The organism is Desulfonauticus autotrophicus, from assembly GCF_055381725.1.
In genome coordinates, this window is record NZ_AP042395.1 from 184261 (window position 1) to 211053 (window position 26793).

At 39.9% G+C, this 26793-nt stretch carries 30 protein-coding genes and 3 pseudogenes; 5 read left to right on the forward strand and 28 right to left on the reverse strand.

Annotation, left to right across the window (positions count from 1 at the left end):
* The first annotated feature begins 245 nt into the window (after positions 1 to 245).
* On the forward strand, positions 246 to 1187 hold the full coding sequence (gene cbiB, locus ACZ42F_RS01095; protein WP_464279428.1) for an adenosylcobinamide-phosphate synthase CbiB: 942 nt from the start codon (positions 246 to 248) through the stop codon (positions 1185 to 1187).
* Here the strand turns inward: cbiB and ACZ42F_RS01100 are convergent.
* From ACZ42F_RS01100 to ACZ42F_RS01235, 28 genes and pseudogenes are all read right to left on the reverse strand, one after another.
* The gene (locus tag ACZ42F_RS01100; RefSeq protein ID WP_464279429.1) at positions 1155 to 2015 is read right to left on the reverse strand and encodes a deoxyribonuclease IV; all 861 of its coding nucleotides are present in this window, start codon (positions 2013 to 2015) and stop codon (positions 1155 to 1157) included. The two genes, cbiB and ACZ42F_RS01100, sit on opposite strands and share 33 nt — an antisense overlap.
* Positions 2015 to 2452: an alanyl-tRNA editing protein gene (locus ACZ42F_RS01105; protein ID WP_464279430.1), complete on the reverse strand. Its 438-nt coding sequence runs from the start codon at positions 2450 to 2452 to the stop codon at positions 2015 to 2017. The genes ACZ42F_RS01100 and ACZ42F_RS01105 overlap by 1 nt, the downstream gene beginning before the upstream one ends.
* Complete coding sequence (locus ACZ42F_RS01110; protein ID WP_029969454.1) at positions 2452 to 3189, reverse strand: sulfite exporter TauE/SafE family protein; 738 nt, start codon at positions 3187 to 3189, stop codon at positions 2452 to 2454. The genes ACZ42F_RS01105 and ACZ42F_RS01110 overlap by 1 nt, the downstream gene beginning before the upstream one ends.
* Positions 3189 to 3644 carry a phosphatidylglycerophosphatase A family protein gene (locus tag ACZ42F_RS01115; RefSeq protein ID WP_029969451.1) on the reverse strand — a complete coding sequence of 152 codons (456 nt, stop codon included), beginning with the start codon at positions 3642 to 3644 and terminating at the stop codon, positions 3189 to 3191. Before ACZ42F_RS01115 ends, ACZ42F_RS01110 begins: the two co-directional genes overlap by 1 nt.
* Positions 3637 to 4248, reverse strand: a complete 612-nt coding sequence (locus ACZ42F_RS01120) for a Maf family protein (protein WP_029969447.1) — start codon at positions 4246 to 4248, stop codon at positions 3637 to 3639. Before ACZ42F_RS01120 ends, ACZ42F_RS01115 begins: the two co-directional genes overlap by 8 nt.
* On the reverse strand, positions 4249 to 5574 hold the full coding sequence (locus ACZ42F_RS01125) for a dihydrolipoyl dehydrogenase family protein (protein WP_029969444.1): 1326 nt from the start codon (positions 5572 to 5574) through the stop codon (positions 4249 to 4251).
* A pseudogene (gene gcvPB, locus ACZ42F_RS01130) lies at positions 5567 to 7011 on the reverse strand (aminomethyl-transferring glycine dehydrogenase subunit GcvPB). The gene ACZ42F_RS01125 and the pseudogene gcvPB overlap by 8 nt, the downstream one beginning before the upstream one ends.
* Positions 7012 to 7037: 26 nt before the next feature.
* Positions 7038 to 8381, reverse strand: a complete 1344-nt coding sequence (gcvPA, locus tag ACZ42F_RS01135) for an aminomethyl-transferring glycine dehydrogenase subunit GcvPA (RefSeq protein ID WP_464279431.1) — start codon at positions 8379 to 8381, stop codon at positions 7038 to 7040.
* Between the two features lie 21 nt (positions 8382 to 8402).
* A complete protein-coding gene (gcvH, locus tag ACZ42F_RS01140) occupies positions 8403 to 8783 on the reverse strand; it encodes a glycine cleavage system protein GcvH (RefSeq protein WP_464279432.1) in 381 nt (126 codons plus the stop codon).
* A gap of 116 nt (positions 8784 to 8899) precedes the next feature.
* Positions 8900 to 9802, reverse strand: a complete 903-nt coding sequence (locus tag ACZ42F_RS01145; RefSeq protein ID WP_464279433.1) for a mechanosensitive ion channel family protein — start codon at positions 9800 to 9802, stop codon at positions 8900 to 8902.
* Positions 9803 to 9838: 36 nt separating this feature from the next.
* A pseudogene (ispH, locus tag ACZ42F_RS01150) lies at positions 9839 to 10680 on the reverse strand (4-hydroxy-3-methylbut-2-enyl diphosphate reductase).
* Positions 10673 to 11635, reverse strand: a complete 963-nt coding sequence (locus ACZ42F_RS01155; RefSeq protein WP_464279434.1) for a tRNA dihydrouridine synthase — start codon at positions 11633 to 11635, stop codon at positions 10673 to 10675. Before ACZ42F_RS01155 ends, ispH begins: the two are co-directional and overlap by 8 nt.
* A 7-nt stretch (positions 11636 to 11642) precedes the next feature.
* Positions 11643 to 11870 (reverse strand): hypothetical protein, encoded by a 228-nt coding sequence (locus tag ACZ42F_RS01160; RefSeq protein WP_464279435.1) that lies wholly within the window; start codon positions 11868 to 11870, stop codon positions 11643 to 11645.
* On the reverse strand, positions 11857 to 12153 hold the full coding sequence (locus tag ACZ42F_RS01165; RefSeq protein WP_464279436.1) for a lipid-A-disaccharide synthase N-terminal domain-containing protein: 297 nt from the start codon (positions 12151 to 12153) through the stop codon (positions 11857 to 11859). Before ACZ42F_RS01165 ends, ACZ42F_RS01160 begins: the two co-directional genes overlap by 14 nt.
* Positions 12153 to 12890 (reverse strand): glycosyltransferase family 2 protein, encoded by a 738-nt coding sequence (locus tag ACZ42F_RS01170; RefSeq protein ID WP_464279437.1) that lies wholly within the window; start codon positions 12888 to 12890, stop codon positions 12153 to 12155. The genes ACZ42F_RS01165 and ACZ42F_RS01170 overlap by 1 nt, the downstream gene beginning before the upstream one ends.
* A complete protein-coding gene (locus ACZ42F_RS01175) occupies positions 12874 to 13290 on the reverse strand; it encodes a hypothetical protein (protein ID WP_029968382.1) in 417 nt (138 codons plus the stop codon). The genes ACZ42F_RS01170 and ACZ42F_RS01175 overlap by 17 nt, the downstream gene beginning before the upstream one ends.
* Before the next feature lie 3 nt (positions 13291 to 13293).
* Positions 13294 to 13599: a hypothetical protein gene (locus tag ACZ42F_RS01180; RefSeq protein WP_464279438.1), complete on the reverse strand. Its 306-nt coding sequence runs from the start codon at positions 13597 to 13599 to the stop codon at positions 13294 to 13296.
* 2 nt (positions 13600 to 13601) lie between these two features.
* Positions 13602 to 13898: a flagellar basal body-associated FliL family protein gene (locus ACZ42F_RS01185; RefSeq protein WP_464280279.1), complete on the reverse strand. Its 297-nt coding sequence runs from the start codon at positions 13896 to 13898 to the stop codon at positions 13602 to 13604.
* The gene (locus ACZ42F_RS01190; protein WP_464279439.1) at positions 13892 to 14326 is read right to left on the reverse strand and encodes a hypothetical protein; all 435 of its coding nucleotides are present in this window, start codon (positions 14324 to 14326) and stop codon (positions 13892 to 13894) included. The genes ACZ42F_RS01185 and ACZ42F_RS01190 overlap by 7 nt, the downstream gene beginning before the upstream one ends.
* 2 nt (positions 14327 to 14328) lie before the next feature.
* On the reverse strand, positions 14329 to 14715 hold the full coding sequence (locus tag ACZ42F_RS01195; RefSeq protein WP_464279440.1) for a chemotaxis response regulator CheY: 387 nt from the start codon (positions 14713 to 14715) through the stop codon (positions 14329 to 14331).
* A gap of 10 nt (positions 14716 to 14725) precedes the next feature.
* Complete coding sequence (locus tag ACZ42F_RS01200) at positions 14726 to 15511, reverse strand: FliA/WhiG family RNA polymerase sigma factor (protein ID WP_464279441.1); 786 nt, start codon at positions 15509 to 15511, stop codon at positions 14726 to 14728.
* Positions 15462 to 16273, reverse strand: a pseudogene (locus ACZ42F_RS01205) (MinD/ParA family protein). The gene ACZ42F_RS01200 and the pseudogene ACZ42F_RS01205 overlap by 50 nt, the downstream one beginning before the upstream one ends.
* Positions 16274 to 16285: 12 nt before the next feature.
* Positions 16286 to 17233: a flagellar biosynthesis protein FlhF gene (locus ACZ42F_RS01210; RefSeq protein WP_464279442.1), complete on the reverse strand. Its 948-nt coding sequence runs from the start codon at positions 17231 to 17233 to the stop codon at positions 16286 to 16288.
* Between the two features lie 31 nt (positions 17234 to 17264).
* Positions 17265 to 19367, reverse strand: a complete 2103-nt coding sequence (gene flhA, locus ACZ42F_RS01215; RefSeq protein ID WP_464279443.1) for a flagellar biosynthesis protein FlhA — start codon at positions 19365 to 19367, stop codon at positions 17265 to 17267.
* A gap of 17 nt (positions 19368 to 19384) precedes the next feature.
* Positions 19385 to 20452: a flagellar biosynthesis protein FlhB gene (gene flhB / locus ACZ42F_RS01220; protein WP_464279444.1), complete on the reverse strand. Its 1068-nt coding sequence runs from the start codon at positions 20450 to 20452 to the stop codon at positions 19385 to 19387.
* Position 20453: 1 nt separating this feature from the next.
* Positions 20454 to 21230 carry a flagellar biosynthetic protein FliR gene (gene fliR, locus ACZ42F_RS01225; RefSeq protein WP_464279445.1) on the reverse strand — a complete coding sequence of 259 codons (777 nt, stop codon included), beginning with the start codon at positions 21228 to 21230 and terminating at the stop codon, positions 20454 to 20456.
* A gap of 33 nt (positions 21231 to 21263) precedes the next feature.
* Positions 21264 to 22166: a M23 family metallopeptidase gene (locus tag ACZ42F_RS01230; protein WP_464279446.1), complete on the reverse strand. Its 903-nt coding sequence runs from the start codon at positions 22164 to 22166 to the stop codon at positions 21264 to 21266.
* Positions 22167 to 22205: 39 nt separating this feature from the next.
* Positions 22206 to 22937 carry a tRNA lysidine(34) synthetase gene (locus ACZ42F_RS01235; RefSeq protein WP_464279447.1) on the reverse strand — a complete coding sequence of 244 codons (732 nt, stop codon included), beginning with the start codon at positions 22935 to 22937 and terminating at the stop codon, positions 22206 to 22208.
* A 153-nt stretch (positions 22938 to 23090) separates the two neighbouring features.
* Here ACZ42F_RS01235 and ACZ42F_RS01240 point away from each other — a divergent pair, with 153 nt between their 5' ends.
* Genes ACZ42F_RS01240 through ACZ42F_RS01255 form a run of 4 tightly spaced genes read left to right on the forward strand, consistent with a single transcriptional unit; the run spans position 23091 to position 26690 of the window.
* Positions 23091 to 24017 (forward strand): ABC transporter ATP-binding protein, encoded by a 927-nt coding sequence (locus ACZ42F_RS01240; RefSeq protein WP_464279448.1) that lies wholly within the window; start codon positions 23091 to 23093, stop codon positions 24015 to 24017.
* Positions 24014 to 24778, forward strand: coding sequence for an ABC transporter permease subunit (locus ACZ42F_RS01245; RefSeq protein WP_464279449.1), 765 nt, complete (start codon positions 24014 to 24016; stop codon positions 24776 to 24778). The genes ACZ42F_RS01240 and ACZ42F_RS01245 overlap by 4 nt, the downstream gene beginning before the upstream one ends.
* Before the next feature lies 1 nt (position 24779).
* Entirely contained in the window at positions 24780 to 26117 is a 1338-nt protein-coding gene (locus ACZ42F_RS01250) for a GldG family protein (protein ID WP_464279450.1), read from the forward strand.
* Positions 26118 to 26126: 9 nt separating this feature from the next.
* Positions 26127 to 26690: a DUF4340 domain-containing protein gene (locus ACZ42F_RS01255; protein WP_464279451.1), complete on the forward strand. Its 564-nt coding sequence runs from the start codon at positions 26127 to 26129 to the stop codon at positions 26688 to 26690.
* Positions 26691 to 26793: the final 103 nt, after the last annotated feature.

Consider the following 26793-nt stretch of genomic DNA (forward strand, 5'->3'; position numbering starts at 1 on the left):
ATTGGGAAAGGTGGGATAAAGAGGTGTTCCCCGTAAACACGGGGGTGAACCGAGTGGTTTGATAGAGCTTTACGAGCCTGTTTCGTTTTCCCCGTATACAGGGAGGATGAACTGCAAAACCCTCATAGTACTTCCCTGGAATTATTCGTAATTTAGATTCAGTCAATAGGTCTTGGGGATTATTCTTTTGACAAAATCTGTTTGCCTTTGAGCAAAATTTAAAATAGCCACACGGATTAAGTTGAGTGGGCAAAGTGGTGATGGAAAAGTTTACCTATTTATTATTAGTTTTATTTTTAGACTTTTTGTTTAAGGACCCAGAATACCTCTGGCATCCAGTAAGGTTGCAGGGAAGATTTTTAGCCTGGTGGGAAGCGCGAGTGCAAAAAAGGTCTGCCTTAAGACTCTGGGGTGGATTGGGGACCTGGGGAGTTGTTTTTTTTAGTGGCAGCATTGTTTATCTTTTAGGTAAGACCGGCCTGGGCTGGTTCTTTGATTTATATTTTGGCTATGCTGTACTGGCCTTTGGTTCCCTTTTTACAGAAGGCCTGAAGATTTATAATTTACTGACCAAAGATGAGCTTTTGGCCAGAAAAAAACTTGGTTTTCTGGTCAGTAGAGACACAGAAAAGATGCAGCCAGAAGATATGCACAAGGCCTTGATAGAGACCCTGGCAGAAAACTTTAATGATGGAGTGGTGGCTCCTTTTTTTTATCTGGCCTTGGGAGGGCCGGTTTTGGCCTGGATGTATAAAGCTGTTTCTACTGTGGATTCCATGTGGGGATATAAACAGGGTTATTATCAAAAACTTGGCTTTTGGGGAGCTAAGCTGGATGATATTTTGGCCTATTTGCCAGCCAGGATAAGTGCTCTTTTGTTTTATCTAGCTGGTTTTACTTTGCTTAAAAAAAGGATTGTTTTCAAAAATTTTTATCAGGATGCCCATAAAAGCGAAAGCCCCAATGCGGGCTGGCCCATGGCCATGGCAGCGCACTTGTTGGGAGTAGAACTTGGAGGAAAGGCCATTTACTTTGGCCAGGAAAAGGTCAAACCTGTACTGGGTGTGGCAGGAGCAAAGCCAGATAAAAGCAAAATTCAAGAATGTTTGCTGTTGTTGGTGCTTAGCTATGTGTGGTTAATTTTTTTGACTTTTTTAATTTGTCTTGCAGGAGATAAGCTCTTTTAATCTTTGCAAATTTTCTTTATCCAGACTTTCATCTTTACCCTTGGGCGTTTCTATGACCTTGGGTAAGTGAATAAAAGCAGAATCATTTAAAATATTTTTAAAACCTTCCAGCCCTATATAACCCTGACCAATGTGAGTGTGTTTATCCCTTTTGCTGCCCAGGGGGTATTCACTATCATTTAAATGCCAGAAATAGATGTTTTCCAGTCCTAAAGAAGTGTCTATTTTTTTGCGGGTAAGCAGGTAGTTGGCACTTAAATCATAACCTGCAGCTAAGAGGTGGGCACTATCTAAACAGCAGCCCAGATTAGAAGGAAAGTTTAACTCCTCTAAGACCTGTCCCAGCTCTTCCAGGTTTCCTCCCAGAAGACTGCCAGAACCACAGGTGTTTTCCAAAAGAATTTTCCCTGAATAGGCAAGTTTGCTGGCAAAATCCAGTAGTTCTTGCAGGGAGTCTTTTAAAAAAACTAGGCCCTTATCCAGTCCCTTTTGCCTGTGGCTTCCAGGATGAGTGATGATATATTCTATTTTAAGTAAGGTTGCCCTTTTGATTTCTTCTTTCAGGTTTTCCACAGATTTTTTACGCAAGGAAGCTTCTGGGCTAGCCAGATTGACCAGATAAGAGGTGTGAATGGCAATGGGATAGTTTCCCCATTGTTTACGCTTTTTTAAAAAGGTTTCAATTTCTTCCTCTTTTAAGGGAGGAATTTTCCACTGTCTTTGATTTTTGGAAAAGATTTGAAGGGCTGTGCCTTTTACCTTTTGTATTCTTTCAATAGCCCTGTTAAGACCACCCTGGATGGACATGTGCGCACCCAAGTAAAGCATTATTCTTCCTCTAATTTAAAACGAATGCGTAAAATTCCTGCGTCAAAACTAACAGAGCTAATTTTAAACTTACCTATTTCTCTGGTGGAACCAACATGTTCGCCAATGCAGGCTGCCTGATCATAATCGCCTATTTTTACTATTCTAATTTTGTCTTTAGCAGTACTGGGTAGTTTACTGGTATCTACTTGTTTCCTGGCTTCTTCTAAATCCAAAAAATAGGTTTTTACAGGCAGGTCTTTAGAGATAATAAGATTTACCTGTTTTTCTACTTCTTCTATTTCCTTTTCTGTAAGCATTCTGGAAAACTTATAATCACACTTGGATTTTTTCTTTTCAATATGGGCCCTAAAGGAACGGCCACATTGAAACATTCTGTCCATGGTTTGGTTTAAAATGTGCTCTGCAGTGTGCATTTTAGGGTTGTAATTTTTCACTAGAAAACTCCTATTTTGCTAAGCGATCTATAGTTGAACACTAGGCTTAAAACTAAGAGTAAAATAAAGACCAGTTTTTTATAACTTTGGGTTGAAATCCTTTGATATAAAAGTATTCCTGAAAATACTCCTAAGAGGAGAAAGAAGATGCCTTTTACAAACAAGGATAAGACTTCCCTGGTGATAAGTCCTGTTGCCAGGTGAATAGTACTTATGCCAAATCCAGCAAAGAAAAAATAACCTGTTAAGATAAATTTTATTTTATTTTTGTGCAGGGGTAAAAGGGAACTATAAACAATAACTGGAGGACCATTGGTGCCCAAACTTCCTCCCAGTATGCCAGCTAAAAATCCTGTGAGATAGGCCCAGTGCGGAGCCAGGTTTAGTTCTGGCAGGCGGATAAAAAGTCCATAGAGAGAATAAAAGAAGAGAATAAGTCCCAGGGCAACTTCCAGGTAAAAGGAAGGAAGACTTTTTAAAAGATAGACTCCTAGTGGAAGCCCTAGCAAAGTGGTTAAGAGTAGAGGAGAAACAGCTTTAAAGGAAAAATACTTACGCAAATTCCACATCAAAGTAGAGTTTATAATCAGGGCAAAGAGGCTTACCAGGGGAATTACTGTTTTTAGTGGATAAAAAAAACAGAGCAGGGGCAGGGAAATAAGTACAGAGCCAAAACCTGTAAGTCCTTGAATAAAGCCAGCACTAAAAATAATACTTACAAAAATAAGGGTTTGCATTAGAAGAGATAGTTTAAGGCCTTTAAAATCAGGGCAGCTAAAAAGCCGGCCAGGTAGTCATCAGCCATTATTCCTAAGCCACCAGCCAGCTTTTCCCCTTCTTTTACTGGCCAGGGCTTGAAAATATCCAGCAACCTAAACAGAAGAAAACCTAAACCCAGGTTGGTCCAGGTTAAAGGCACAAAGATAAAGGTAAGCAGTTGTCCACCTATTTCATCTATGACCACAAAAGAAGGATCCTTTTGGCAGAGATGTTTTTCTATTTGGCTACTTACCCAGGTACCCAGGAAAAACACGATTATTACGCCAAAGACAAGAACAAACTTTGTTGGTTTTAACCACAAAAGTAGAAGTAGAGTAAAAAAAGAGCCTACAGTTCCCGGGAATTTGGGGAAAAATCCCAGATAAAAACCTGAGGCCAGAAACAAGTTTAAATGGTAAAAGAGTTTATTCATTTTCTTCCAGGCCAATTATTTCTAGTTCTAAAAGATTTTTTACGGTTTCAGTTAAGGGAAGCCCTACCACATTGCTATAGGAGCCCTTTATTTCTTTAACTAAAAATCCACCTATGCCCTGAATACCGTAGGCTCCAGCCTTATCCATTGGTTCCCGGGTTAAGACATAGGCCTTTAAAATTTCTGGCGAAAACTTTTCCATAATCACTTCTGTTTCTACACTAAAAATGCGTTGTTCCCTTTGAAACAAAAGACACACGCCAGTAATTACTTCATGGGAAGTGCCAGCTAGCTTTTCTAAAAAAGCAAGTGCCTGCTTAAAGTCTCTGGGTTTGCCCAAAATTTCTTTATCTTTAACCACAATGGTATCAGCGCTTAAGATGGCTTGGTGGGGAAAGCTTTTACTTACTTCCTGGGCTTTGAGGAGGGCTGTTGCCTGGGCATATTCTTTAGGGGTAGAAAAGTCTTCAGGATTTGGCTCTTTTACTTTGCTGGGCTGGACATAAAAATGTATCCCCAAGGAAGCCAGTAAGCTCTGACGCCTTGGGGATTTGGAAGCCAAAACCAGGTCCTGTTTATTTCTAAAAGGGCCACGCAAAAACATCTAACCCAGGATTGCCTCTCTCAAACTTTCATCCAGAGTGGGATGGGCAAAAATGTATTTCCTGGCTTCTTCTCTGGTCCACTGGTTGGCCACAATAATAGTAGCCAGGGTAATGAGGTGGGAGACCATAGGGCCAATAGCTGATATGCCCACTATTTTATCCTTTTCCCACAATACCTTAATAAACCCTAAACCACCGCCTTTGGCCTGAACAATGGGATTGGCCAGAAGGGAAGCTTTGCTAATCTTATAGTCCTGGTTTAAGTCCTTTTCGCGTTTTCCTACCTGGATGATTTCTGGATAACCATAAATACAAGAAGGTACGAGGCGAGGTAAGTAGTCTTTAGTTTCTTTACCTGCAATAAGCCTAGCCACATATTCGCCCTGGTCGCTGGCTGCATGGGCCAGCAAATAAAGGCCGTTGATATCGCCAATAGCCCAGATGTTTTCTGCTGCCTGGAGCTTGGCATTGACCTGGATGAATTTTCTTTCCGTGAGTTTAAGGGGGATATTTTCCAGACCCAGATGGGCAGTGTTGGGTATGCGTCCTACTGCCACCAGGCAGGCATCTGCTTCTATGGATTTTTGGGGAAGTGTAAGCAGAACCTTTTCTCCCTGGACTTCTATCTTTTCAGCCCTTACGCCCAAATGGATTTCCCATTTTTCTTTTTTGAGCGTTTTCAACAGTTCTTTGCCTATATCTTCGTCTTCCAGGGGAGCCAGTTGGTTTAAGGCCTCAATTAAAATGATTTTACTGCCCAGCCTGGAAAAGAACCTTCCCATTTCTAAACCTATGGGGCCACTGCCAATAATGGCCAAAGTGGAAGGTACAGACTCTAAGTCCAGGGCTTGAGTGGAAGATAGAATGTATTTACCATCAAATTGAAGGCCTGGGAGGGCACTTTCTTTGGTGCCTGTGGCCAGAATAATGTTTTTGCCCTTTAGGGTGGAGGCGCTATTTTTTAAACTTATGGTCTGGGCATCAATTAAAGAACCTTCATCTTCATAGATGTCTACTTCCAGCTTTTTTAAGGTCTCAGCAATGGCCTTTTGGGTCGCCTTTACTAGCGTGTCCCTTCTCTTTAATAAGTTGGGCAGGTTTGGAGAAAACTCTCCTGTACCCAGTCTTAGCCTGCTAAGATGCTGGATAGCTTCAATGGGTTCAGTAGCTCCTAAAAAAAGCTTGGTGGGAATGCATCCCCAGTTAAGACAGGTCCCACCCAGGTATTTTTTTTCCACCAGGGCAGTCTTCAAACCCAGCAGGCCAGCTTCTTTGGCTGCAGCATAACCACCAGGTCCTCCTCCAATAATCACTACATCATACATTTTCCACCAACTCCATGTTTCTGGCTGCCTTTACTTCGTCTAAACGCCTTACCGGGGTTTTGCTGGGTGCTTGCAAGAGATACTCTGGATACTTTTCTGCAGTGTTTAGGATGTCAATAAGGTCGTCTACAAAACGGTCCAGGGTCTCTTTGCTTTCTGTTTCTGTGGGTTCAATCATCAGGCATTCTTTAACAATTAAAGGGAAGTAAATTGTAGGAGCGTGATGTCCTTTGTCCAAAAGGGCCTTGGCAATATCTAGTGCCCTTACTCCCTTTTTAGCCTGTTTTACGGCTGAAGCCACAAATTCGTGCATACAGGTGCGGTTATAAGGAATTTCCAGGTAATCTTCCAATTTTTTGCGCAGGTAATTGGCTGCTAGTACTGCGTGTTCAGAAACTCTAATTAATCCCTCTCTACCCAAACGCAAAATATAGGCATAGGCCTTTAGAATAACCCCAAAGTTGCCATAAAAGGGAGCAACATAACCAATGGAAAGAGGATAGTTGTAATTGAGGAAAAACTGACCATCTTCCAGCTTGACCACTCTGGAGATGGGCAAGAAGGGTTCCAGTTTTTTACTTACTCCTACAGGCCCTGCTCCAGGTCCTCCTCCTCCGTGAGGAGTGGCAAAGGTTTTGTGTAAGTTTAGATGCACCACATCAAAGCCCACATCTCCCACTCGCATTTTACCCAAAATAGCATTCAAATTGGCTCCATCATAGTAAAGTAGACCATCCACAGAGTGAATGAGTTTTACTATTTCTGGAAGATGTTTTCAAAAAGTCCCAGGGTATTGGGACAGGTCATCATCAGACCAGCCACTTCTTCATCCAGGACCTCTTCCAGGGCCCTGGGGTCAATAATGCCATCTTTGGATTTAATGCTTACTACCTTATAGCCAGCAATGGCTGCTGAGGCAGGATTGGTGCCATGGGCAGAGTCAGGCACTATGATTTTGGTTTTTTTATTGCCTTTGTGTTGGTGATAGGCAGCAATAAGCATAACTCCTGTGAGCTCTCCGTGCGCACCAGCAAGGGGCTGCAGGGTAAAGGCGTCCATACCTGTGATTTCACAGAGTAACCTTTCTGTTTCATACAAAATTTCTAGAGCTCCCTGGGTGTGGTGCCCTGCACTTTTTAGCTGAGGAAGAAGAGGATGGAGCTTGGTAAATCCTGGTAAACTGGCAACTTCTTCCAAAAATTTGGGATTATATTTCATGGTGCAGGAGCCCAGGGGATAAAAATTGCTATCTACCCCAAAATTTTTGCGAGAAAGTAAAGTGTAATGTCTAACCACATCCAGTTCACTTACTTCTGGCAGCTTAGGTCTTTGGGAGCGGAGAAGGTTTTCTGGGAGATAGCTTTTAGCTTCTTTTTGAGCTGGTTTGGGCCAAACTCCTCTTCGGCCTGGTCTTGACTTACTAAAAATGGTTTCCATTTCTTATACCTCTTTGGTTTATGCTTTTAGAAGAGATTTTCCAGATAGCTGGCCATCATTTCCTTTAAAATGCCAATTTCTTCTCTGGTGTGTTTTTCTGTACAGGCCACCAGCAAACACTTTTCCAAACCAGGATAATACCTGCCTACAGGAAAGCCAGGCACAAAACCTTTTTCTGTTAGATGGTTTATTAAATCATAGGCAGGAACTGGTAATTGCAGGGTAAACTCATTGGCAAAGGGAGCGTCGTTCAGTAAGCTTACCCCTGGAATGGAAGTGAGTTTCTGGGCGGCATAATGGGCATTTTCAATGGATACTTCTGCTGTTCTTTTCAGGCCTTCAGGTCCAAGCAAAGAGACATAAAGCAGGGACTGAAAGGCACAAAGGGCCTGGTTGGAACAAATATTGGAAGTCGCCTTTTCTCTGCGGATGTGTTGTTCTCTGGCTTGCAGGGTGAGTACAAAACCAGGATTTCCTTCTGTATCTGTGGTTTTTCCCACCACCCTTCCTGGCATCTGCCGAATGTGTTCCTTTCTGGTGGTCATAATGCCCAGATAAGGACCTCCAAAGGAAAGGGGTAAGCCCAGGGATTGCCCTTCAGCAACTGCTATGTCTGCTCCCATTTCTCCTGGAGTTTTTAACACACTTTGCATAAGCGCATATACAGAGATGATGTTCAGGACTTTCTTTTCTCTGGCCAGATTAAAAAGTTCAGTGAAGTCATTTATCTGCCCAAAGAAATTGGGGTTTTGAACAATGACACAGGCTGTATCTTCATCCAGAGCTTCAGCCAGGGCCTTTAGGTCGGTTTTTCCCTGCTGTTGAGGTACGGTAATGAGTTCTAAGTTTAGGTTGAGAGTATAGCATTTTAGCATCTGGCGATAAATGGGATTTACCCCTTCAGAAATAACAATTTTTTGGCGTTTGGTCAGGCGTAAGGCCATCATCATGGCTTCATAAAGGGCAGTGCCTCCGTCATATAGGGAGGCATTGGCAAAATCCATGTCCATAAGCCTGGCCATGGCTGTTTGATATTCAAAGATAGCCTGGAGAGTGCCCTGGGAAGCTTCTGCCTGATAAGGTGTATAGGCAGTATAAAATTCTGAGCGGCTGGTGATGGCTTTTATAGCTGCCGGGATGTAGTGGTCGTAAAAGCCAGCTCCCAAAAAGGTGGTCAGGTGAGTGTTATTTTTTTGAGCCAGGTTTTCCAGGTGGTTGATTACTTCCTGTTCAGATTTTCCAGCTGGCAGATTAAAGCTTTTGGGCCTTAGTTCTTGAGGAATATCAGCAAAAAGTTCTTCAATACTGTTGGCCCCAATAGTAGCCAGCATCTCTTTTACCTGTTCTTCAGTATAAGGGATATAAGGCATTTTCTTTACCTTCTTTGTTTTTTAGTGTTCTTCTTCAGCTACTAGCTGGGCATAAGCATCAGCATCCAAAAGGTTTTCCTTTCCACCAGTGATTTTTACTTTACACAGCCAGCCTTCACCATAGGGGTCTTCATTTATCTTTTCTGGAGCGTCTTCTAAGGCAGTATTTACTTCCAGTACCTCGCCATCTACTGGAGCGTAAAGTTCACTGGCAGCCTTAACAGATTCAATGCTGCCCATTTCTTCCCCTTGAGTTAAGCTTGCTCCCACTTCTGGAAGCTCTACAAAGGTGATATCTCCTAATTGTTCCTGGGCAAAGTGGGTAATGCCTATGATGCCTGTATCGCCTTCTATTTTTATCCATTCATGGGTTTTGGTATAGAGTAAATCTTTAGGAATCATTTTATCCTCCTTAAAATTTGAATTTACCAAGTATATCCTTTTCTTAAATAAAGGGCAATTGTAAAAAAGAGGGGATTTTTGAAGAGTACAGAGTAAAATTAAAAGCTAAAAAGGGATTAACTTTCTTCTTTTAGGGCTTGTTTGAATTTTTCTATAACTTCTGGAGAGACAGAGCGCAGGTGTAAATCCCTTTGGGGAAAAGGTATTTCCACTCCGTGCTCCTTGAATTTTTTAAATAGAGCAAAATAATAATCACTAACTATTCCTGAATGGGCTTTTCTAATCTTTTCTGCCCTGGTCCAGATTACTAGAGTAAAGTTTAGACTATTATCGCCAAAACTTTCAAATCTGACTCGTACAGGGTGGTCTTCATCTTCAGCGGTTAAAGGGCAGGTTTTGCCCACTTCTTCAGCTATTTTGGCTATTTTTTCCGGGTCTTCTTTATAGGATACCCCAAAGGGTATGTGGACTCTGCGCCAGTCATCACTATGGGTCCAGGTGTTGACCCTTTTGGAAATAAATTCTGAATTGGGCACAATAATTTCCTGTCCTTCATAGGTTCTAATTACAGTGGAGCGGATGTTTATCTTTTTAACTTCTCCTATGGTCTTATCTTCTAGTTCTACCAGGTCCCCAATTTTTATGGCACGCTCACCTAATAAAATTATGCCACTAATAAAATTATTGGCAATGGTTTGTAAGCCAAAACCTACACCAACACCCAAAGCTCCAATTAAAATGTTTAACTGGCTTATATCAATGCCAATGGTTGAAATGGTGCTCAAGATTAATAAAATCAGTAAAACATAATAGGTAAGAGTGGTTATGGAATTGGCCAGGGCAGGAGAAATTTTGGTATGACCTAAAAGCCAATTCAAAATTTTTTTTCTGCTAAAACGAATTAGCCAGAGCCCTAAGCCCAAAAGCAGAATGGCTTTTAAGAGGCTTAAGGTGGTAATTTCTCCATCTTTAAATTGGAGCAAAGGATAAGTTAGAAAGGCATTTATTTCTTGTAACATATTTTTAGGCTCTATTTTATTTTAGAGACCAGATAATTAGCTAATACTTTTTAGTTTGGCAATAACTTCTTCAATTATTTCTTTAGGCGTGGAAGCCCCTGCAGTAATGCCAATTTTTTTATACTTTTTTATTTCCTGTTCTAGAAGTTCCTCTTTGGTTTCAATGTGGATGTGAGAGGTCACCTGACTTACCAGCTTGGCCAATCTGCGGGTATTGCCACTCATTTTTCCACCTATCACAATCATTAATTCCACTTCTTTAGCGATTTTTAAGGCTTCTTGTTGCCTTTCTTCCGTGGCATTGCAGATGGTATTTAAGGTTTTAAACTGGATTTTTTTGTTTTTGAGATAGGACTGGATTTCCTCAAATTCATGCTGATCTTGAGTAGTCTGGGAGGCCAGCGTATAAGTGAGGCTGGTGTTTAGGGTTAAGCTTTTCAGTTCTTCTAGACTTTCAAAAAGCAAAACTTCATTTTGGGCATAGCTAATTAGTCCCTTTACTTCAGGGTGTTTTTTTCTCCATACAAGAGCAGGGGGTTGGTCTGGGTGTTTTTGGCAATAAGGATTTGAGCCTTTTTGACCTTGGGGCAGGTAGCATCCACAATATTAATGTTTTTGTTTTTTAATTCTGCCTCTAAGTAGGCAGGTAAGCCATGTGCTCTAATGAGCACAGTATCTTCATCGGTTATCTCCTGGGGAGAAGAGATAATTTTTACTCCTTTTTGAGCATACTTATCCAGTACCTGAGGATTGTGGATAATGGGCCCTAAAGTAGCCAGCTTTTTACTTTGGGTTAGAGCCAGGTCCAGTTTTTTTAGGGCCAGATCTACTCCCAGACAAAAACCAGTTTTGGAGGCCAAAAGGATTTCTCTAGTCATGGTAGGCTCCTTGTTCTAGTAAAAAAGCTATTTCTTCTATTTCTTCCCAGGAGGAAATTTGAGTTAATTTATGGCGAATTTTTTTAGCTGCAGGCAGCTCTTTGACCATTTTGGGAAGGATGGTTCGCATTTTTAAAGCAGAAAGCCCGGGTTTAAGGGTTTGGTAATAGTGGACAAACTTTCTTAAAAGAAGGGCGATAATTTTGTTCTTTTCTCCAGGGGATTTTTTTTGTTTTAAGAGTTTAAATTCAGTAAAAATATAGGGATTACGCAGGGCTCCTCTGGCAAACATGATATTATCAATACCTGTTTCTTCCAGACAGCGCAGTCCATCTTGGGCTGTAAAGAGGTCCCCACTGCCAATTACTGTGAGTTCTGGAATAGTTTGTTTTAAAATTTTTAATTTTTGCCAGTCAGCCTGGCCGGAAAATTTTTGTCTGGCATAGCGGGGATGCAGGGTAAACCAGCCTATATTTAGTTTGGCTAAATCTTCAGCCAGCAAGAGATAGACATCTTGATTTAGCTCATAACCCAGACGGGTTTTTACGCCTAAGCGGGAAAAGGGGACTACTTCGCCCATGACTTTGACTAATTCTACAATTTGCTTGGGTTCTTTGAGTAAACTTGCACCTGCTCCGGTTTTAGTTACTTTTTTTACAGAGCAGCCACAATTTAAGTCAAAATAGGTAAAACCCATTTCTAGCAGTTTTTTAGTGGCCAGCAGTATGTTTTTGGGCTTTGCCCCAAAGATTTGTACAGCTAAAGGAGTGTCTTTTAGATTGGTTGCCAGGAGTTTATAGGTGCCAGGTGTATTATAAATAAGCCCGGTAGCACTGACCATTTCAGTAAAGGCAAAACTACACCCCATATCTCTACAAACCAGGCGAAAGGGCAGGTCAGAAAAGCCTGCCAGAGGTGCTAACCAGGGAGATTTAGTGGGCAGAGAGTCCTTCATGGGAAAATTAAATAATTTTTTCTATTCTTCCAGGTTTTAATTCTTTTAAAAGGATTTGGGGAGATAGGGATAGGATGACCAGGTCGATAAGTGTGCCTTCAGGATAAAAGGTAAATACCTTGGCTATTAACTTTAACCCTTCAACTTCCAGTAAGGCCTTTTCTTTAGTATAATATCTAATTATTCTTCCCTTTACTACCTCGCCTGGCTGGTGTTTTTCCTTAAACCTGGCCACTCTCTTCTTTTGCAGAGGCATATCCTTTTTTCTCTTTATAGATAAGATAAAGATTGCGGCTGTAGATAATCACTCCTGTAGCCTGCCCCAGAATAAAGACCGGGTCTTTGCGGTAAAGAGAATAGGCCAGAAGCATAATGCCACCTATAAGGCTAAAATACCAGAAATAAACCGGGATAATACTTTTTTTAGCTCGCTCGCTGGCAATCCATTGAACTATAAAACGAGCAGAAAACATAGCCTGGGCTAAAAAACCAATAATTAACCAAATCTTTTCAGCCATTATTTTTTTATTTCCTTTATTTGAGGTAATACCCTTCTTTTACGCATCCAAAGAACTCCAAAACTGTCAAAAAGACCTACCCAGAGACGATTGTTAATAGTGTACTTGGTTTGTCCTTTGGTGCGAGGACGATGATTTACAGGTATTTCTACAATTTTTTCAAAACCTTGTAAGCGAATTAAAGTGGGGAGAAAACGGTGCATTCCCTTAAACAAAAAAATGTTCTGCACACATTCCTTGCGCATGGCCCTTAGGGAACACCCCACATCTCTAATTTTGTCTTTGGTAATGAAGTTGCGAAAGCCATTGGCTATTTTTGAGGCGATTTTTCGTAAAATACTATCCTGTCGTTTTGCTCTATAGCCATTTACCACATGGGCCTGGTGCTCTTCCAGAAAACTTACCAAACGAGGTATATCTTTGGGGTCATTTTGGCCATCTCCATCCAGAGTAACCAGAATTTGCCCCTGCGCTACCTTAAAACCAGTGTACATGGCTGCAGATTGGCCATAATTTTGGTCTAAATCCACAAACCAATGATTGGCCTTTTCCTGGGTAAGCTGGATTAACTTTTCCCTGCTTCTGTCTGTGGAGCCATCATTTATCCAGATGCACTCCCAGGGCTGACTAAAGTCTTTGAGGGCTGCATTTACTTCGTTGGCTAAAATAGGGATATTATCTTCTTCATCTTTGATGGGGATGATTATGCTTAAATAGACATTATTTTTGGTGTTCAAGGATTAATTCTACCTCCTCTTGAGTTAAACCAAAATTTTTGGCTAAACTTTCGATACTTTCACCAGCTTTATGGCCCATGATAATTACTTGCCTTAAGAAAAGAGGAGAATTGGTAAACTTTTCTGCCTGTAAAATCAACCTTCTTAATTCCTCGCTGCGGGCAGAGAGCTTTTCCTCTAACTTTAGTAATTCTTCCTGGCGTAAGGCAAAGCTTTCCACCAGTTCTTTTTCTAACTGGCTGCTAAAGGAGAGCTTTTGAATAAAATCTTCCTGTTTTTGCTGGAGTTCTTTGAGAAATTTTTCTGATTTTTTAAGGCGTAAAAAGAAAAATATGACCAGAATTAAAAGAATTACTTCCAGAAAGGAAAGTATAAGCAAGATAAATTCCCATTTGTTCATAAACTAGACCTGGAGATTTATGATCTGTCCTTTGTCTTTAAGTTCAGGCAGCTTGGATTTTTTTTCTTTCTGGGAAGAGGTAAAGTTGGGAGTATGGGCAGAGTCTTTTTCCTTGTCTGGAGATACCTTGCTTTGGGCCTTAGCCTTTTCAGTTTGAAAAATTTTATTTTTGGCTTCTTCTTGTTTTTGTACAACTACATCAGCCAGGATGTTTTGACTGCCCTGGGGCCCATTTTGAGCCTGATGTTGCAGGTGTTGTAAATGGGGAAGCTGAGAAAATAGAACAGGCAAATCAATAGGGGTAACCATCTTTAACTCACTATGTACTTTTCTATTAAAACCTTTTGGAGTTGTCCGTTGTTTAAATATTGATTAACTACATTTAAAATATCTTTTTTTACTTTTTCCAGGTTTTTAGGATTCTGGAGAAAGCTAAGTTCTTTATTGTTTAAATAATAGTAAATAGCATCTCTCAGGATTATTTTTTTCCTTTTGGCTTCCCACACCAATCTGCCATCAGTGGAAGCAAAACTGAGTTTTATTTCCAGAAAATGAGGGTTCTTTTGGTTATCTGTCAGTTCTACAATAAAACCATCCAGTTCTACCAGTTGTTCTTCTGGTGGTGGCGGAGCTTTGGGCTTTGCTTCTTCTTTTTTTCTACTTTTTTAGGCGGAGGCGGGGGAGGTGTTGCTTTTTCTTTACTTAATAAGAAGTAACTTCCTCCTCCTATGCCTAAAATTAAAAGGATTCCTCCTATCAAAAACCATTTATTTTTCCAAAAAGGCTTTGCCTTTTCTTCTGCCTGCTCTACATCTTCAACTGGCTTATCTTCTTTTTCAGGTTTTTTTTCCTCTGTTTTCTCCTCTTCTTTCTCTTCTTGTAAAAAAGGAGCGTCATCTAAATCTAACTCTACTTTCTCTCCTTGGGTTTCAGTACTACTGTCTATGTCTTCTAATTCATCTAGGTCCAGCTCTACTTTTTCTTCTGGCGAATCTTGTTTTTTTTCTAAGATTTCTTCATCTAAGTTATCAGGCATATTTATCTATTTTCAAAAATTTTATCTATTTTTTGTTGTAAGGTTTCAGCGGTAAAGGGTTTTACGATATAGTTGGAAACCTTGGCCTGAACTGCTTCAATAATATTTTCCTGCTGAGCTTCTGCTGTGACCATTAAAAAGGGAAGATCAGCAAATTCTTCACTGGCGCGTACCTTTCTTAAAAGCTCAATTCCAGTCATTTTAGGCATATTCCAGTCACTAATAACAAAATCAATTTTGTCTTTATTAAGGATATCCCAGGCAGTAGTGCCGTCATCTGCCTCTACTATATTGTTGAAGCCCAGTTGTCGAAGAATGTTTTTTATGATTCTGCGCATGGTAGAAAAGTCATCTACGATTAAAATCCGCATATTTTTGTTAACAGCCATGTTTTCCTCCTCAAGGTTGTTCAAATCGTTCTTTAAATTTTTTCTTTAGCTTTTGTAAAGCCTGAGCGTGCAATTGGGAAACTCTTCCTTCTGTGATTTCTAAAATATTGGCAACTTCTTTCATAGTCAACTCTTCTACATAGTAGAGGGAAAGGACCAGTTGCTCTTTTTTAGTCAATTCTTTGATGAGTTTGGCAATTTTGTCAACCAGGTCCTGGTTAATGACTTTTTCTTGAGGTTGATAGGTAAGTTCCTCTGGGGTGCTTAAGTTTTGCTGAATAGCATCTAAGCTAATTAAAATCTGATTTTGCAAGGCTACAAGCAGTTGTTCTATTTCATCTGGTTTAAAGCCTGTTTCTTCTTCTATTTTTTTTCTGGCTTCCTCTGAATTTAGATTGAGATTGTTTTGATTTTGTAGAATATGTTCTATTTTTTTTATTTTAGAGCGCATATTGCGGGAAAGCCAGTCCATTTTCCTTAACTCATCTAGCATAGCTCCTCGAATACGGTTTTCTGCATAAGTCTCAAAAAGAATTTCTTGATGAGGGTCAAAATTTTTTAAGGCCTCTAATAAACCTAGAGTACCAGCACTGATCAATTCTTCTAATTCCACATGATGGGGAAGTTTGCTCTTAAGACGCAGGGCTATTATTTTTACTTTTGGAGCATATTTTTTGACTAAAGATTCTTGCTCTCTTAAAGAGAGTTGAGAAAACTTTCGTGGAGCTACACTGGTTTGCCAGGGATTAGCCTTCCTGAAAGAGGAGTTTTTTCCAGAAGAATTTAATGTTTCCATCAATTACTCTTTTTTTAGGCCAATTGTAGATAGCAGTAGCTATGTTTTTTAACTGCCGACTGCTATTTAAGGTTTTATTTAAATAAAAAGGCTCCTGATTTTGTACATGTTTTTTTATCTTTGCTTCCAAAGGAATTATGCCCAAAAGATTTAGAGAAATACTTCCTAAGAATTTTTCGCAGGCCAGGTATAATTTTTTAAAGGCTTCTTTACCATCTTTTTCACTTTTGGCCATATTTACAATTACTTCAAAGCTATTTACCTGGTGATGATTTTTTAGCACCTTAATTAAGGCATAGGCATCAGTTAAAGAAGTGGGTTCTGGAGTTAAAATAATGATTCTTTTTTCAACTGCCAGGTTAAAATAAATAACATGGTCGTGAAGTCCTGCTCCAGTGTCCACAATAAGATAGTCCACTTTTTTTCTAAAGGGTCAAAGGCTTCTAAAAGTTCTAGTTTTTGTCCCTGGCTTAGTTTGGTGATTTCTGGTACCCCTGAGGCTGCAGGCAGAATGGAAAAGCCAAACTCTGTGGGATAAATTATTTCTTCTATTTCTTTTTCTCCACTTAAAAGATGGGCCAGGTTAAAGGGAGGATTTAGTCCCAAAAGCACATCTACGTTGCCTAAGCCCAGGTCTCCATCCAGGAGAAGCACTCTTTGGTTTAGTTCAGCCAGAGCACAGGCCAGATTTACAGAAATGTTGGTCTTGCCTACTCCACCTTTACCTGAAGTAACAGATATGACTAAAGGAGAAAAACTCATTTTTTACCTTCCTTAAAATTCCCTTTTGAATAAGTAGCGTAAAATTTTCCCTGCATCTGCTTTAAAAAAACTGTTTTTTAGATGAGCCCCATAACTGACCAGAGAGATGGGAATGGGGTAGTCAAAGCTAAAATTTAACATGCTACCCAAGTTACAGGCTTCATCTACTCTTGTCCAGATAATACTGGAGATATGCTTACTGCCTACTTGATTCAAAAAAGAGCGTAGATAATTTTCCTGATAGACAGGGCTTAACACCAGATGTAAGTGGGCTAAAGTTTTTATTTTTTCAAAAAAATTCTTTAAGTCAAGAGAGTTATGGGGTAAGTCTAAAAAGATAAAATCATAGGACTCGTGTTTAGAAGAAGGCAGTTCTTCTAAACTACAGGGTTGAAAATCCAGGTCAATTAACTGGGCGTAGTGTTCTAAAAGTAGTTTTCCTTCCAGAGAGCTGTTAGGTGGATAGGCAAGGAGTATTTTTTTATTTTTTCTTTTTAAAGCCAGCACGCTTTTAAGTAAAGAAGAGGTTTGGCCACTGCCTGGGGGGCCTAAAAAGAGATGATATTTTTTATCCAGAAAGTGTTCTGGCCAGGGTTTTACCTTTAAGTGGTTTTTTAAGAGAGTTAAAAGAGAATGTCCCTGGTTCAGTTGCAGGCTTAATTGGAGAAGAATGTTTTTTTTCACGCCTTGTTTTTCTAAGTAGTTTAAGGCTTGTAGATACTTGGAGGGAACTTTTAACTGTTCTTCTGGTTTTAAGACCGTAAGTAAGGAGTCCCTGAAGCTTTCCCACTCTGAGTAAAATTGTTGAAGCAGGTCTAAGTCAGGAGTTTTACTGGCTGTCCTGGCTGCAGGAGTCTCTAGGGCAGCCACCACTTCATAACGAGAGGAGCCATTTTGTCCAATACATTCACTACTTAAAATAACTGCTTCCGGCCCCATTTCTTTTTTGATTTGGGCCATAATTTGGGAAAGATTTTTGCCTTGAAAGGTTTTAACTTGCATGGTCCAATCTCACTTGAGCTATGGTTTCCAGTTGAATTTCTGGTGGAATTTCTGCCTGGGAAATTACCGGCAAGTTGGGAATAAAACGCACACAAATTTGTGCCAGATGGGGTCTTAGAGGAGGAGAGACCAAAAGCACTGGTTGACCATCTTTAACTATGGCCTTTTCCAGGGTCTTGATAATCTTTTGAATAATTTGATGAGCCAGGTGGGGGTCCATGGTTAAAAAGGCCCCAGTATCGGTTTGTTTGATATTTTCTTGAAACAGGGATTCTATTTCCTGATCCAGAAGGATAATGGGTAGAGTATTGTCTTTGGCCAAGTAGGGGCTGACAATGTTTCTGGCCATATGTTGGCGCACATATTCTGTAAGCTGAACCGGGTCTTTGGTTTGTTGACCATAGTCAGCCAGGGTTTCCACTATGGTCAGCATGTCTCTTATGGAGACGCCTTCTTTGACCAGGTTTTGCAGGACTTTTTGCACCACACCCAGGGACAGGATATTGGGTATCAAATCTTCCACAGCTTTGGGAGCGCGTTGAGCCAGGGTATCCAGAAGGTTTTGCACTTCCTGGCGTCCCAGGAACTCATGTAAATGTCTCTTAAAAAGTTGAGTTAGATGAGTGGTTATAACTGTAGCAGGGTCAACTACGGTATAGCCAGCCAAGAGTGCTTCTTCTTTTCTGTTTTTGGGTATCCATAGGGCTGGCATTTGAAAGGCAGGCTCCACTGTTTCTATGCCTTTAATGCGGTGTTTTATATCTCCAGGGTCAATGGCCAAGTAGTGGTCAATTAAGATTTCTCCTCGCCCAATTTCATTGCCTTTTAAGAGCACTCTATATTCACCTGGCTTTAACTCTAAATTGTCTTTTAGATGCATGGAAGGAATAACCACTCCCATATCCAGAGCAAATTGACGCCTTAAGGCCCTGATGCGGGTAAGTAAGTTCCCGTTTTGCTCTTCATCTACCAGAGGAATGAGTCCATATCCTACCTCTAAAGCCAAGGTATCCAGAGGTAAAAGAGCAGATACCTCTTCTGGAGTGTCCAGAGAGGTTGCCTGGCTTTTACTTTTCTTTTTACTTTGACTTTCTAAAAGGGCCTTTTGCTTGTTGGCTATGGTGGAAAGCATAAACAAAACAGAAGCTAAAAGGAGAAAAGCAAAAGTGGGCATGCCTGGAACTAAACCAAAGAGAAGCAAGATGCCACTGACCAGCTTTAAGGCCCTGGGATGCATGGTGAGCTGGCCTAAGAATTCTTCACCTAACTGGGCTTCAGCTGCTGCTCTACTGACAATAATACCTGCAGAAGTGGAGATAATAAGAGAAGGAATCGTGGAGACCAACCCATCTCCAATGGTTAAAAGGGTATAGGTTTGGGCAGCTTCCATCCAGTTCATTCCCTTTTGCAGAACTCCAATAAAAAAACCACCTATGATGTTGATAAGGGTAATGAGCATTCCTGCTTTTACATCTCCAGAGACAAACTTGCCTGCACCATCCATGGCACCGTAAAAGTCAGCCTCTTTCCGAATGGCTTCCCTTTGTTGTCTGGCTTCTTCTTCGTCAATAATGCCTGCATTTAAGTCAGCTTCAATGGCCATTTGTTTACCAGGCATGGCATCTAAGGTGAATCTGGCAGCAACCTCGGCAATACGGGTTGTACCTGTGGTAATAACCATTTTATTTAAGGCAAAGAGGATGAGAAAAATAACTATGCCAATAACGTAATTTCCACCTACTACAAAGTTGCCAAAGGTCTGGATGACCTTGCCTGCAGCCACAGTTCCCTGGTCGCCATTAAGTAAAATTAGTCTGGTAGAAGCAACATTTAAGGCCAGTCGCATGAGGGTGGTTATTAAAAGTAGAGAAGGGAAAATGGAAAATTCCAGAGGAGTTTTCATAAACATGGTGGTAACTAATACCACCAGGGAAAAGGAGATATTAAAGGCCAGCATTACATCTAAAAAAATAGTGGGCAGGGGAATAAGCATGACAAAGAGAATTATTACTACTCCAGCAGCTAGTAAGAAGTCTCCTTGTCTGGAAAAGCGAGAATAGTCTATGTTGAGGGTAGGTGTTTTTATTGCCATTTTTTTGACTTAAGGCTTTATTTCCTTTTGCGATATTTATAGAGCTGGGCCAAGACAGCTGCTACAGCTCGGTAAAGTTCTTCAGGGATCATCTCCCCAATTTCTACACTTTTATACAAAGCCCATGCCAAAGGCTTATTTTCTTTGATGGGCACATTATGTTTACGGGCCACTTCCTTGATTTTTTCTGCCACCTTGTTTGCTCCTTTGGCCAGGACAATGGGAGCAGGGGCTTTAAGGGGATTGTAGGCCAAAGCCACAGCAATATGGGTGGGGTTGGTAATAACCACGTCTGCTTTGGGTACTTCCTGTAGCATGCGCTGTTGCATGACCTTAAGCATTTTTCGTTTTTGTTTGCTTTTTATCTGTGGGTCACCTTCAGCCTGTTTGCGTTCATCTTTTACTTCTTCCTTGGTCATTTTTAGATTTTCCTCATAATCCCAGCGGGTGTAAATGAGGTCAGCCACTCCAATAAGGAGCATGGGGACCAGGGCATACCCAGTGACCTTAAAGCCTGTGTTTAAAATATAAGCAGCAATATCAGATACTGAAGCGTAAAAAAGAGGCAAAATATTTTCTGTTAATTCGCTTTTTAAAACCAGATAGGGAGCAAGACCTACAAAAAAGGCCTGTAAAACACTTTTAGTTAAATTGATTAAGGTTTGGATGTTGACAAAAATTTTCTTTAATCCTTGAATAATATTAAAATTTTTAAATTTAGGAGTAAGGGGCTTGGTGGTCCAGAGTGAACCCACCTGGGCTCTGGTTACAAGTAAAGAGATGAGAAAAACAAAAAACATTATGGGTAAGACCATAAGGCCAATTTGTTTGGAGGAATATAGGAAGATGTGATATACGTTTTCCCTGGTTAATTCTAAAGAAAAACTTTGCCTTAAAAAATAAAGGTAGGTTTCTCGTATATTCTTATCTAGAAATTCAATTAAAAATCTTAAGATGAGCACCCCAGCCAAAATGGATACCGCTTTGCCCAATTCTGTACTGCGCGGGACATTACCTTCATCTCTGGCTTTTTTTCTGCGTTTCGGGGTTGCTTTTTCCGTACGAGAAGGATCTTTTTGAGGCATTTTAGATTCCCTTTAGAATGTAGAAAAAATATTTACCTAAATCACTTAAAAATCCCTGCATGTAGAGAACCATAAATTCAAAGATAAAAGCTAAAAAGATAAAGCCAACAGCGATTTTCAAGGGAAAGCCTACAAAAAGTACGTTCATTTGAGGAGCTGCTCTGGAAATAAGGGCCAGGGCCAGATCTACCAGGAAAAGGGCAGCCATTACCGGCGCCGCAATTTTGATGGCAAGGACAAAAATTTGACTGGAAAAGATGAGAATGTTGTCTACTAACTCAGGTGCTAAAAAAATACTTCCAGGAGGAACCAGTTTGAAACTGTCAGCAAGCCCTTTAAGTAACATAAGATGCCCATTTAAACTTAAAAAGGTGAGGATAGAAACCATATAGAGGAAATGGGCAGTTACAGCTTCAGATACGCCAGTAACTGGATCCACCACATTGATCATGGCAAAACCCATTTGAAAGCCAATAAGTTGTCCTCCTGTTTGAATGGCAGCAAATAGGAAACGCACAGCCAGCCCCAGGGTGAGTCCTAAAATGCTCTCACCTAATAAAATTAGAAAAATATCAAAGGGATGTGCAGGAAAGTAAGTGCCTGGGAATTTAAGGTAGGGCCAGAGGAAAAAACTTAAGATAAGGGCAATTAAGGCTTTGACCCTAGCGGGAATGGTCCCTGCACCAAAAAAGGGTAGAAAAAAGATGATAATACTTACCCTAAAAAGGGTAAGTAAGAAACTGAAAAAAATTTGAGAATTAAAGTTGAAAAGGTCCACATTTAGGAATTAGCAAAATGTGGACCAGTGGTTTTAATTTAAAATATAACGCAAGGGATTTACAGGTACTCCGTTTAGGCGTACTTCGTAGTGAAGATGAGGACCAGTGGAACGGCCAGTATTACCCATATAGGCTATAATCTCTCCTCGTTTAACCTTTTCTCCATTTTTTATAACTATCTTTAATAAGTGGGCATAACGGGTGGTGATGCCATTGCCGTGATCCAGTACTAAGGACAATCCATAGGCACCATTTTTACCTGTAAAAATGGCTACACCTTCAGCAGGAGCAATAATCGGCGTACCTTCTGGTCCAGATATATCTAAACCTTTGTGGAACTCTCTTTGCCCGGTAAAAGGAGAAATACGATAGCCAAATTCTGAAGAAATCCAGCCCTGAGTGGGCCAGATAGAAGGAGTGCTGGCCAAAATTTGTTGTTTATCCTGCACCAATTCTAAAAGTTCTTTTTGCCGAATGCTTTCCAGTTTGCTTTGAGTGGATAGTTGCTCCAAGAAGTTGTGCATTTTACGAGCCAGGGCTTCCTGTCTATAGGCAGGTATATGGTCAAAGGTAAAAGAACTTTCTGGAGTTCCTCCTATGGCTTGCATCATGTTGCCGTCATTTTCCACATTCATCATTACTCTTAGTTTTCTATCCAGTTCGCTCATGCGAATTACATCTGCTTCTAATTTTTTTATTTTTTGAGCCAGATTAAGCAACTGGACATTTTGTTTTTCCAGTTTGGCCACTGTTTGAGCATAGCGTTTTTGGAGGTAAAAGTAATTAAGGGAGCGATAGGCAAAATAGACATTAAGGCTTAGGGCAGCAATAATAAGAAAACTTAAAAAGAAAGCACTTCTTTTACTTATGCAGATTTTTTTACTTAAACCTTGAGAGCTTTTAAAAATTAGAATTTCATATTTGGATTTAAACATGGCTTTGACCTTATTTTTTAGTTTATAGACAAGTAGTTATTAAAAGTCAACTTGCCACCGCCTTATACCCTGGACAATATTTTTGTAAAGTCTAGAATTAGGGGCAATTTGGGCGATTAAATCCTGGTAATAAGTCCGTTTGGTGTTGTTGGCTGAAGGACAGTCATTTTTCCATACAGGAAGAGACCAGCGTTTAGCTGCTTCAACAATGGTTTTTTTGTCCACAGCTAAAAGGGGTCTTATAACTATTAACTTTCCCTGAAAAAAGGGTTCTTTGGGAGAAAGTCCATCTACTCTTCCATTTTGAATCAGGTTCATGAAAAAATTGGTGGTTAAGTCATCCAGAGTATGTCCAAAGGCCAGATGAGTAAGATTATATTGAGCACAGAGCTCAAATAAACGCTTTCTTCTCTGCCAGGCACACAAAAAACAGGGGGATTTTTTTTGGTTTTTATCTGAATGAGCTTGCAGGCCAAAGTCTCCTATTTCTACATGGGCAGGGACTGGATTGGTTTTTAACCACTGTAAAAGGGGCTCGTGGCTCCTGGAATTAAAGCCAGGGTTTAAATGTAAAATCATCAGGTCAAAGGAAAAGGGAACGATTTTTTGGCGCAAGATAAGGGTTTGAACCAGGGTCCAGGAATCTACACCACCAGACAGGGCTATACCTATTTTGGCCCCGGGAAAAAGCATTTTCTGGCTTTGCATAAGCTTTCCACACAGTCCCAGGACCCTTTTTTGGGAATAGTGAAGTTTGCGTAATCGGCTCATAGTACTTACTTAAAAGGTTACAACTAAAAAAGAGTTATCTATCCGTCAAGTAATCTTCTTGACAAGTAAGAATCTGAATTTATAGTTGTTTTTTAATCATATTTATTTTCAGTTCCTCTTAACCCCAATTCCAACTTTCCAAGGAGCAGATGCATGCTGGAAGTGAGAAATGTCAATCTTTTCTACAACAAATACCAGGTCCTTTTTGATTTAAATTTTAAACTGGAACAGGGAGAAATTTTGGGATTTTTAGGCCCTAATGGAGCTGGTAAATCCAGCACCATGCGGATTTTAACAGGTTATCTAACTCCCTCTTCAGGAAGTGTACGTTTTCTGGGCAAAGAAGTAAGTAAGTCTCCCCTTTTTTTACGGGAAAACCTGGGTTATCTGCCAGAGACCAATCCTCTTTATCTGGAGCTACGCGTTAGAGAGTACTTGAAATGGGTAGCAGAGCTAAAACAGGCGGCTGAGCCTCAAAAAGAAGTGGATAGGGTTATGGAACGCTGTGGCTTAAAAGAGGTGGAGAAAAAACTTATTCGTCACTTGAGTAAAGGCTATCGCCAGCGAGTAGGATTGGCCCAGGCTTTAATAGGAAATCCCAAGTTGATTATCCTGGATGAACCTACAGTAGGTTTAGACCCTACCCAGGTAAGAGAAATTAGAGAGTTGATTCGAGAACTGGGAAAAGAAAAGACCATTTTATTAAGTACGCATATTTTGTCTGAAGTAGAACTTATTTGCAAACGGGTCATTATCATTAACCAGGGAAGGATTTTAACTGAAGCTAGCTTAGAAGACCTGATTAAAGAAGGTACAGAAAGGTACTTTTTAAGTCTGGAGAGTTCTTCTTATAAAAGTGAACTAAGGGCAGATTTAGAAAAGGTCGTAAGAATAACTGCAGAAGATAGAACAGAAAAGGAAGTTCATTTGGAGTTTAAGGCCCAAAATAAAGAAGATATAAGGTTTGTAGTGGCTGACTTGGTGGCCAGTTATGGAGGTAAGGTCTTAGAATTTAGGCCCAAACGTTCCAGCTTGGAAGAAATATTTGTTAATCTTGTTTATAAGGGAGAGCAGAAATGAGAGCACTAACTTTGGCGAAAAAGGATTTAATTATTTTGTTTCGTTCTCCACTGGCTTATATTATTTTAAGTTCTTTTCTTTTTTTAAGTGGCTATTTTTTTGTTAGTTTGGTCAGTCAGTACCAGCTTTTTAGTTTACAGGCTATGCAACTTTCAGGCATAGAAAATTTTACTCCCCAGGAATGGATTATTCGTCCTTATCTCCAAAACTCAGGCATTATTTTACTTTTCTTTATTCCTTTAATTACCATGCGTTCTTTTAGTGAAGAGAAAAAGTTAGGTACATTTGAGTTGCTTTTAAGTTATCCAGTAAAGGAATGGGAAGTGGTTGTGGCCAAGTTCTTTAGTGTGGCAGTGTTTTTATTGCTGGCCCTAGTTTTAAGTGCTTGTGGACCTTTGTTGTTATTTATTTATTCTGAGCCAGAGGTTTTAAGTACTTTGAGTGGTTATTTGGGCTTGTTTTTACTTAGTTGTAGCTTTGTAGCTTTGGGCTTATTTTTATCTTCTTTAACTGAGAATCAAATCGTGGCTGCATCCTTGAGTTTTGGAGCTTTACTTATTTTATGGCTTTTGGCCTGGATTAAGGATGTATTGCCTAAAACCTATCAAAGCTGGATAGAAGGCCTTTCTTTGCTTTCCCATTTTGAGTCCTTTGCCAAAGGAGTTCTTACTGGAGTGGATTTGATTTACTTTTTTTCTTTTATTGTGGCCTTTCTGGGATTAACTTTTCTAAGCATAGAAAACCAGAGGTGGAGAGCTTAAGATGAAGATGAAAAATAAAGGTCAATTACTATTAACTGTTTTGCTTGGACTTTTTATATTGGTAGGTATCAATGTTTTAGTAAAAAAAATAGATTGGCAAATGGATTTAACCAAAAATAAACGCTATTCCTTAAGTAAGTCCAGTCAAGATTTGCTAAAAAGTATAAAAGAAAAGGTGGATGTACTTTGTTTTTATCGACCAGGAGAGAGAGGTAAAAAACAACTAGAAGATCTTTTGCGTTTATATGCTAAAGAAAATAAACTTTTTAATTATGAATTTATAGACCCGGATAGAGCACCTGGACTGGCCAAAGAATATGAAATACATCAATCTGGAGAGGTAATTGTAAAGTTTAAAAATAAAAAGGAGAAGTTATTTTTACCCGATGAAGAAAAGCTAAGCAATGCTTTAATGCGATTAAGTAGTGAAGAAAAGGGTAAGATATATATAGTAAGTGGACATGGAGAAGCCAGCTTGTTTGCTGGAGGTGATAGAAGTTTAAGCAAGCTTAAAAAGATTTTAAATGAGCAGGGACTTAAGGTAGAGGAAATAAGTTTGGTAAAGGCTGGTAAGGTACCGGAAGATGCCTTAACTTTGCTTATTGTAGGAGCAAAAAAGGATTTTCTGGAATCAGAACTTTCCATACTTAAGGAGTATCTGGATCAGGGTGGTAGACTGCTGGTAGCCCTTATGGCTGAAGAGAAAAACAATCTCTGGGGTTGGCTGGAAAGTGAGCTGGGAGTACAACTTAAACAGGGATTTGTTTTAGACCCGGTAGGTAAGCTGGTTTTAGGAAGTTTTATGGCTGCAGTGGGGCAGGATTATCCCTATCATCCCATTACTGAGGATTTTAATTTTATGACTGTATTTCCCACTGCTTTAGCTTTGGAAATAAAGGCAGGCAAGGGCAAGGCCTCTCCTTTGATTAAAAGCAGTGAAGGCGCCTGGCTGGAAACAGATTTAAAGCGCCTTAAAAAAGGTGAAGCTCAGTTTGATGAGGGGCAGGATGTACGAGGTCCTTTAAACCTGGCAGTGTGGTTTGAGGAAAAGGATAAAAAGGATAGAAAAAAAGAAACTCGCATCCTTGTTTTTGGAGATGATGATTGGCTTACTGATAAATATGTGGAGTTGGGAGGAAATAAAGAACTTTTAAGCAAAGGGTTAAGCTGGTTACGTTCCAGAGAAAAGCTCCTTTCTTTGTCTAAGCCTAAGGTAGCCAATTCCTTTTTGTTTTTAAGTCAAGGGGAAAAGTTAACTATTACTGTGGTGCCCTTGCTGGTTTTACCACTATTGTGTTTGCTTTTGGCAGGATTGGTTGCTCTAAGAAGACGCTCTTAGGGAGGAGTTATGAAACGCATCTTGTGGTTATCAGGCATAGCTCTTGGCTTGTGGTTGGGGATTTACTTATGGCCTCACGTAGATAGCTCTAAAGAAGAACAGATTCAGTGGCCTAATCTGGTTTCTTTAAATATTAACCGTATTATTTTTAAAGATTTTTCTTTACTTAATCAGACTGGAAAGTGGAAAGTTAGGGTAAAAGAGCAGGATTTTCCAGCCAATAAAGAGGAAGTAGAGAGTTTACTTAGATTTATTAGCCAAAATAAACCCAAGCGGGTTTTGGATAAAATAAATAGCGATAAATGGTCTCAATTTGGCTTAAACAAGGACAATAGTTTGGTAATTGAAGCTGAAGAAAAACAAATCCAACTTATCCTGGGAGGAGAAAATCCCAGCCAGGATGGAGTCTATGCCCTGAGTAATATTTTGCCCAATACCTTGCTTCTTTTGCCCTTTGATTATGAGCAAGAATTGAAAAAGAACCCTAAGGATTTTTATCAGTTAGCTATTTTTTCCTTTGCTGATGAAGACCTCAAAAAAGTTCAAATAGAAAAAAGGGTCAGCCCTATCTAGTTTTGAAAAAGGAGAAAAGGAAGATTTTCAATTTCTTTACCCTGAAGAGTATAAAAAAGAAAAGGTTAATTCCTCTGAAGCCACTAGTTTATTCTTTAATTTA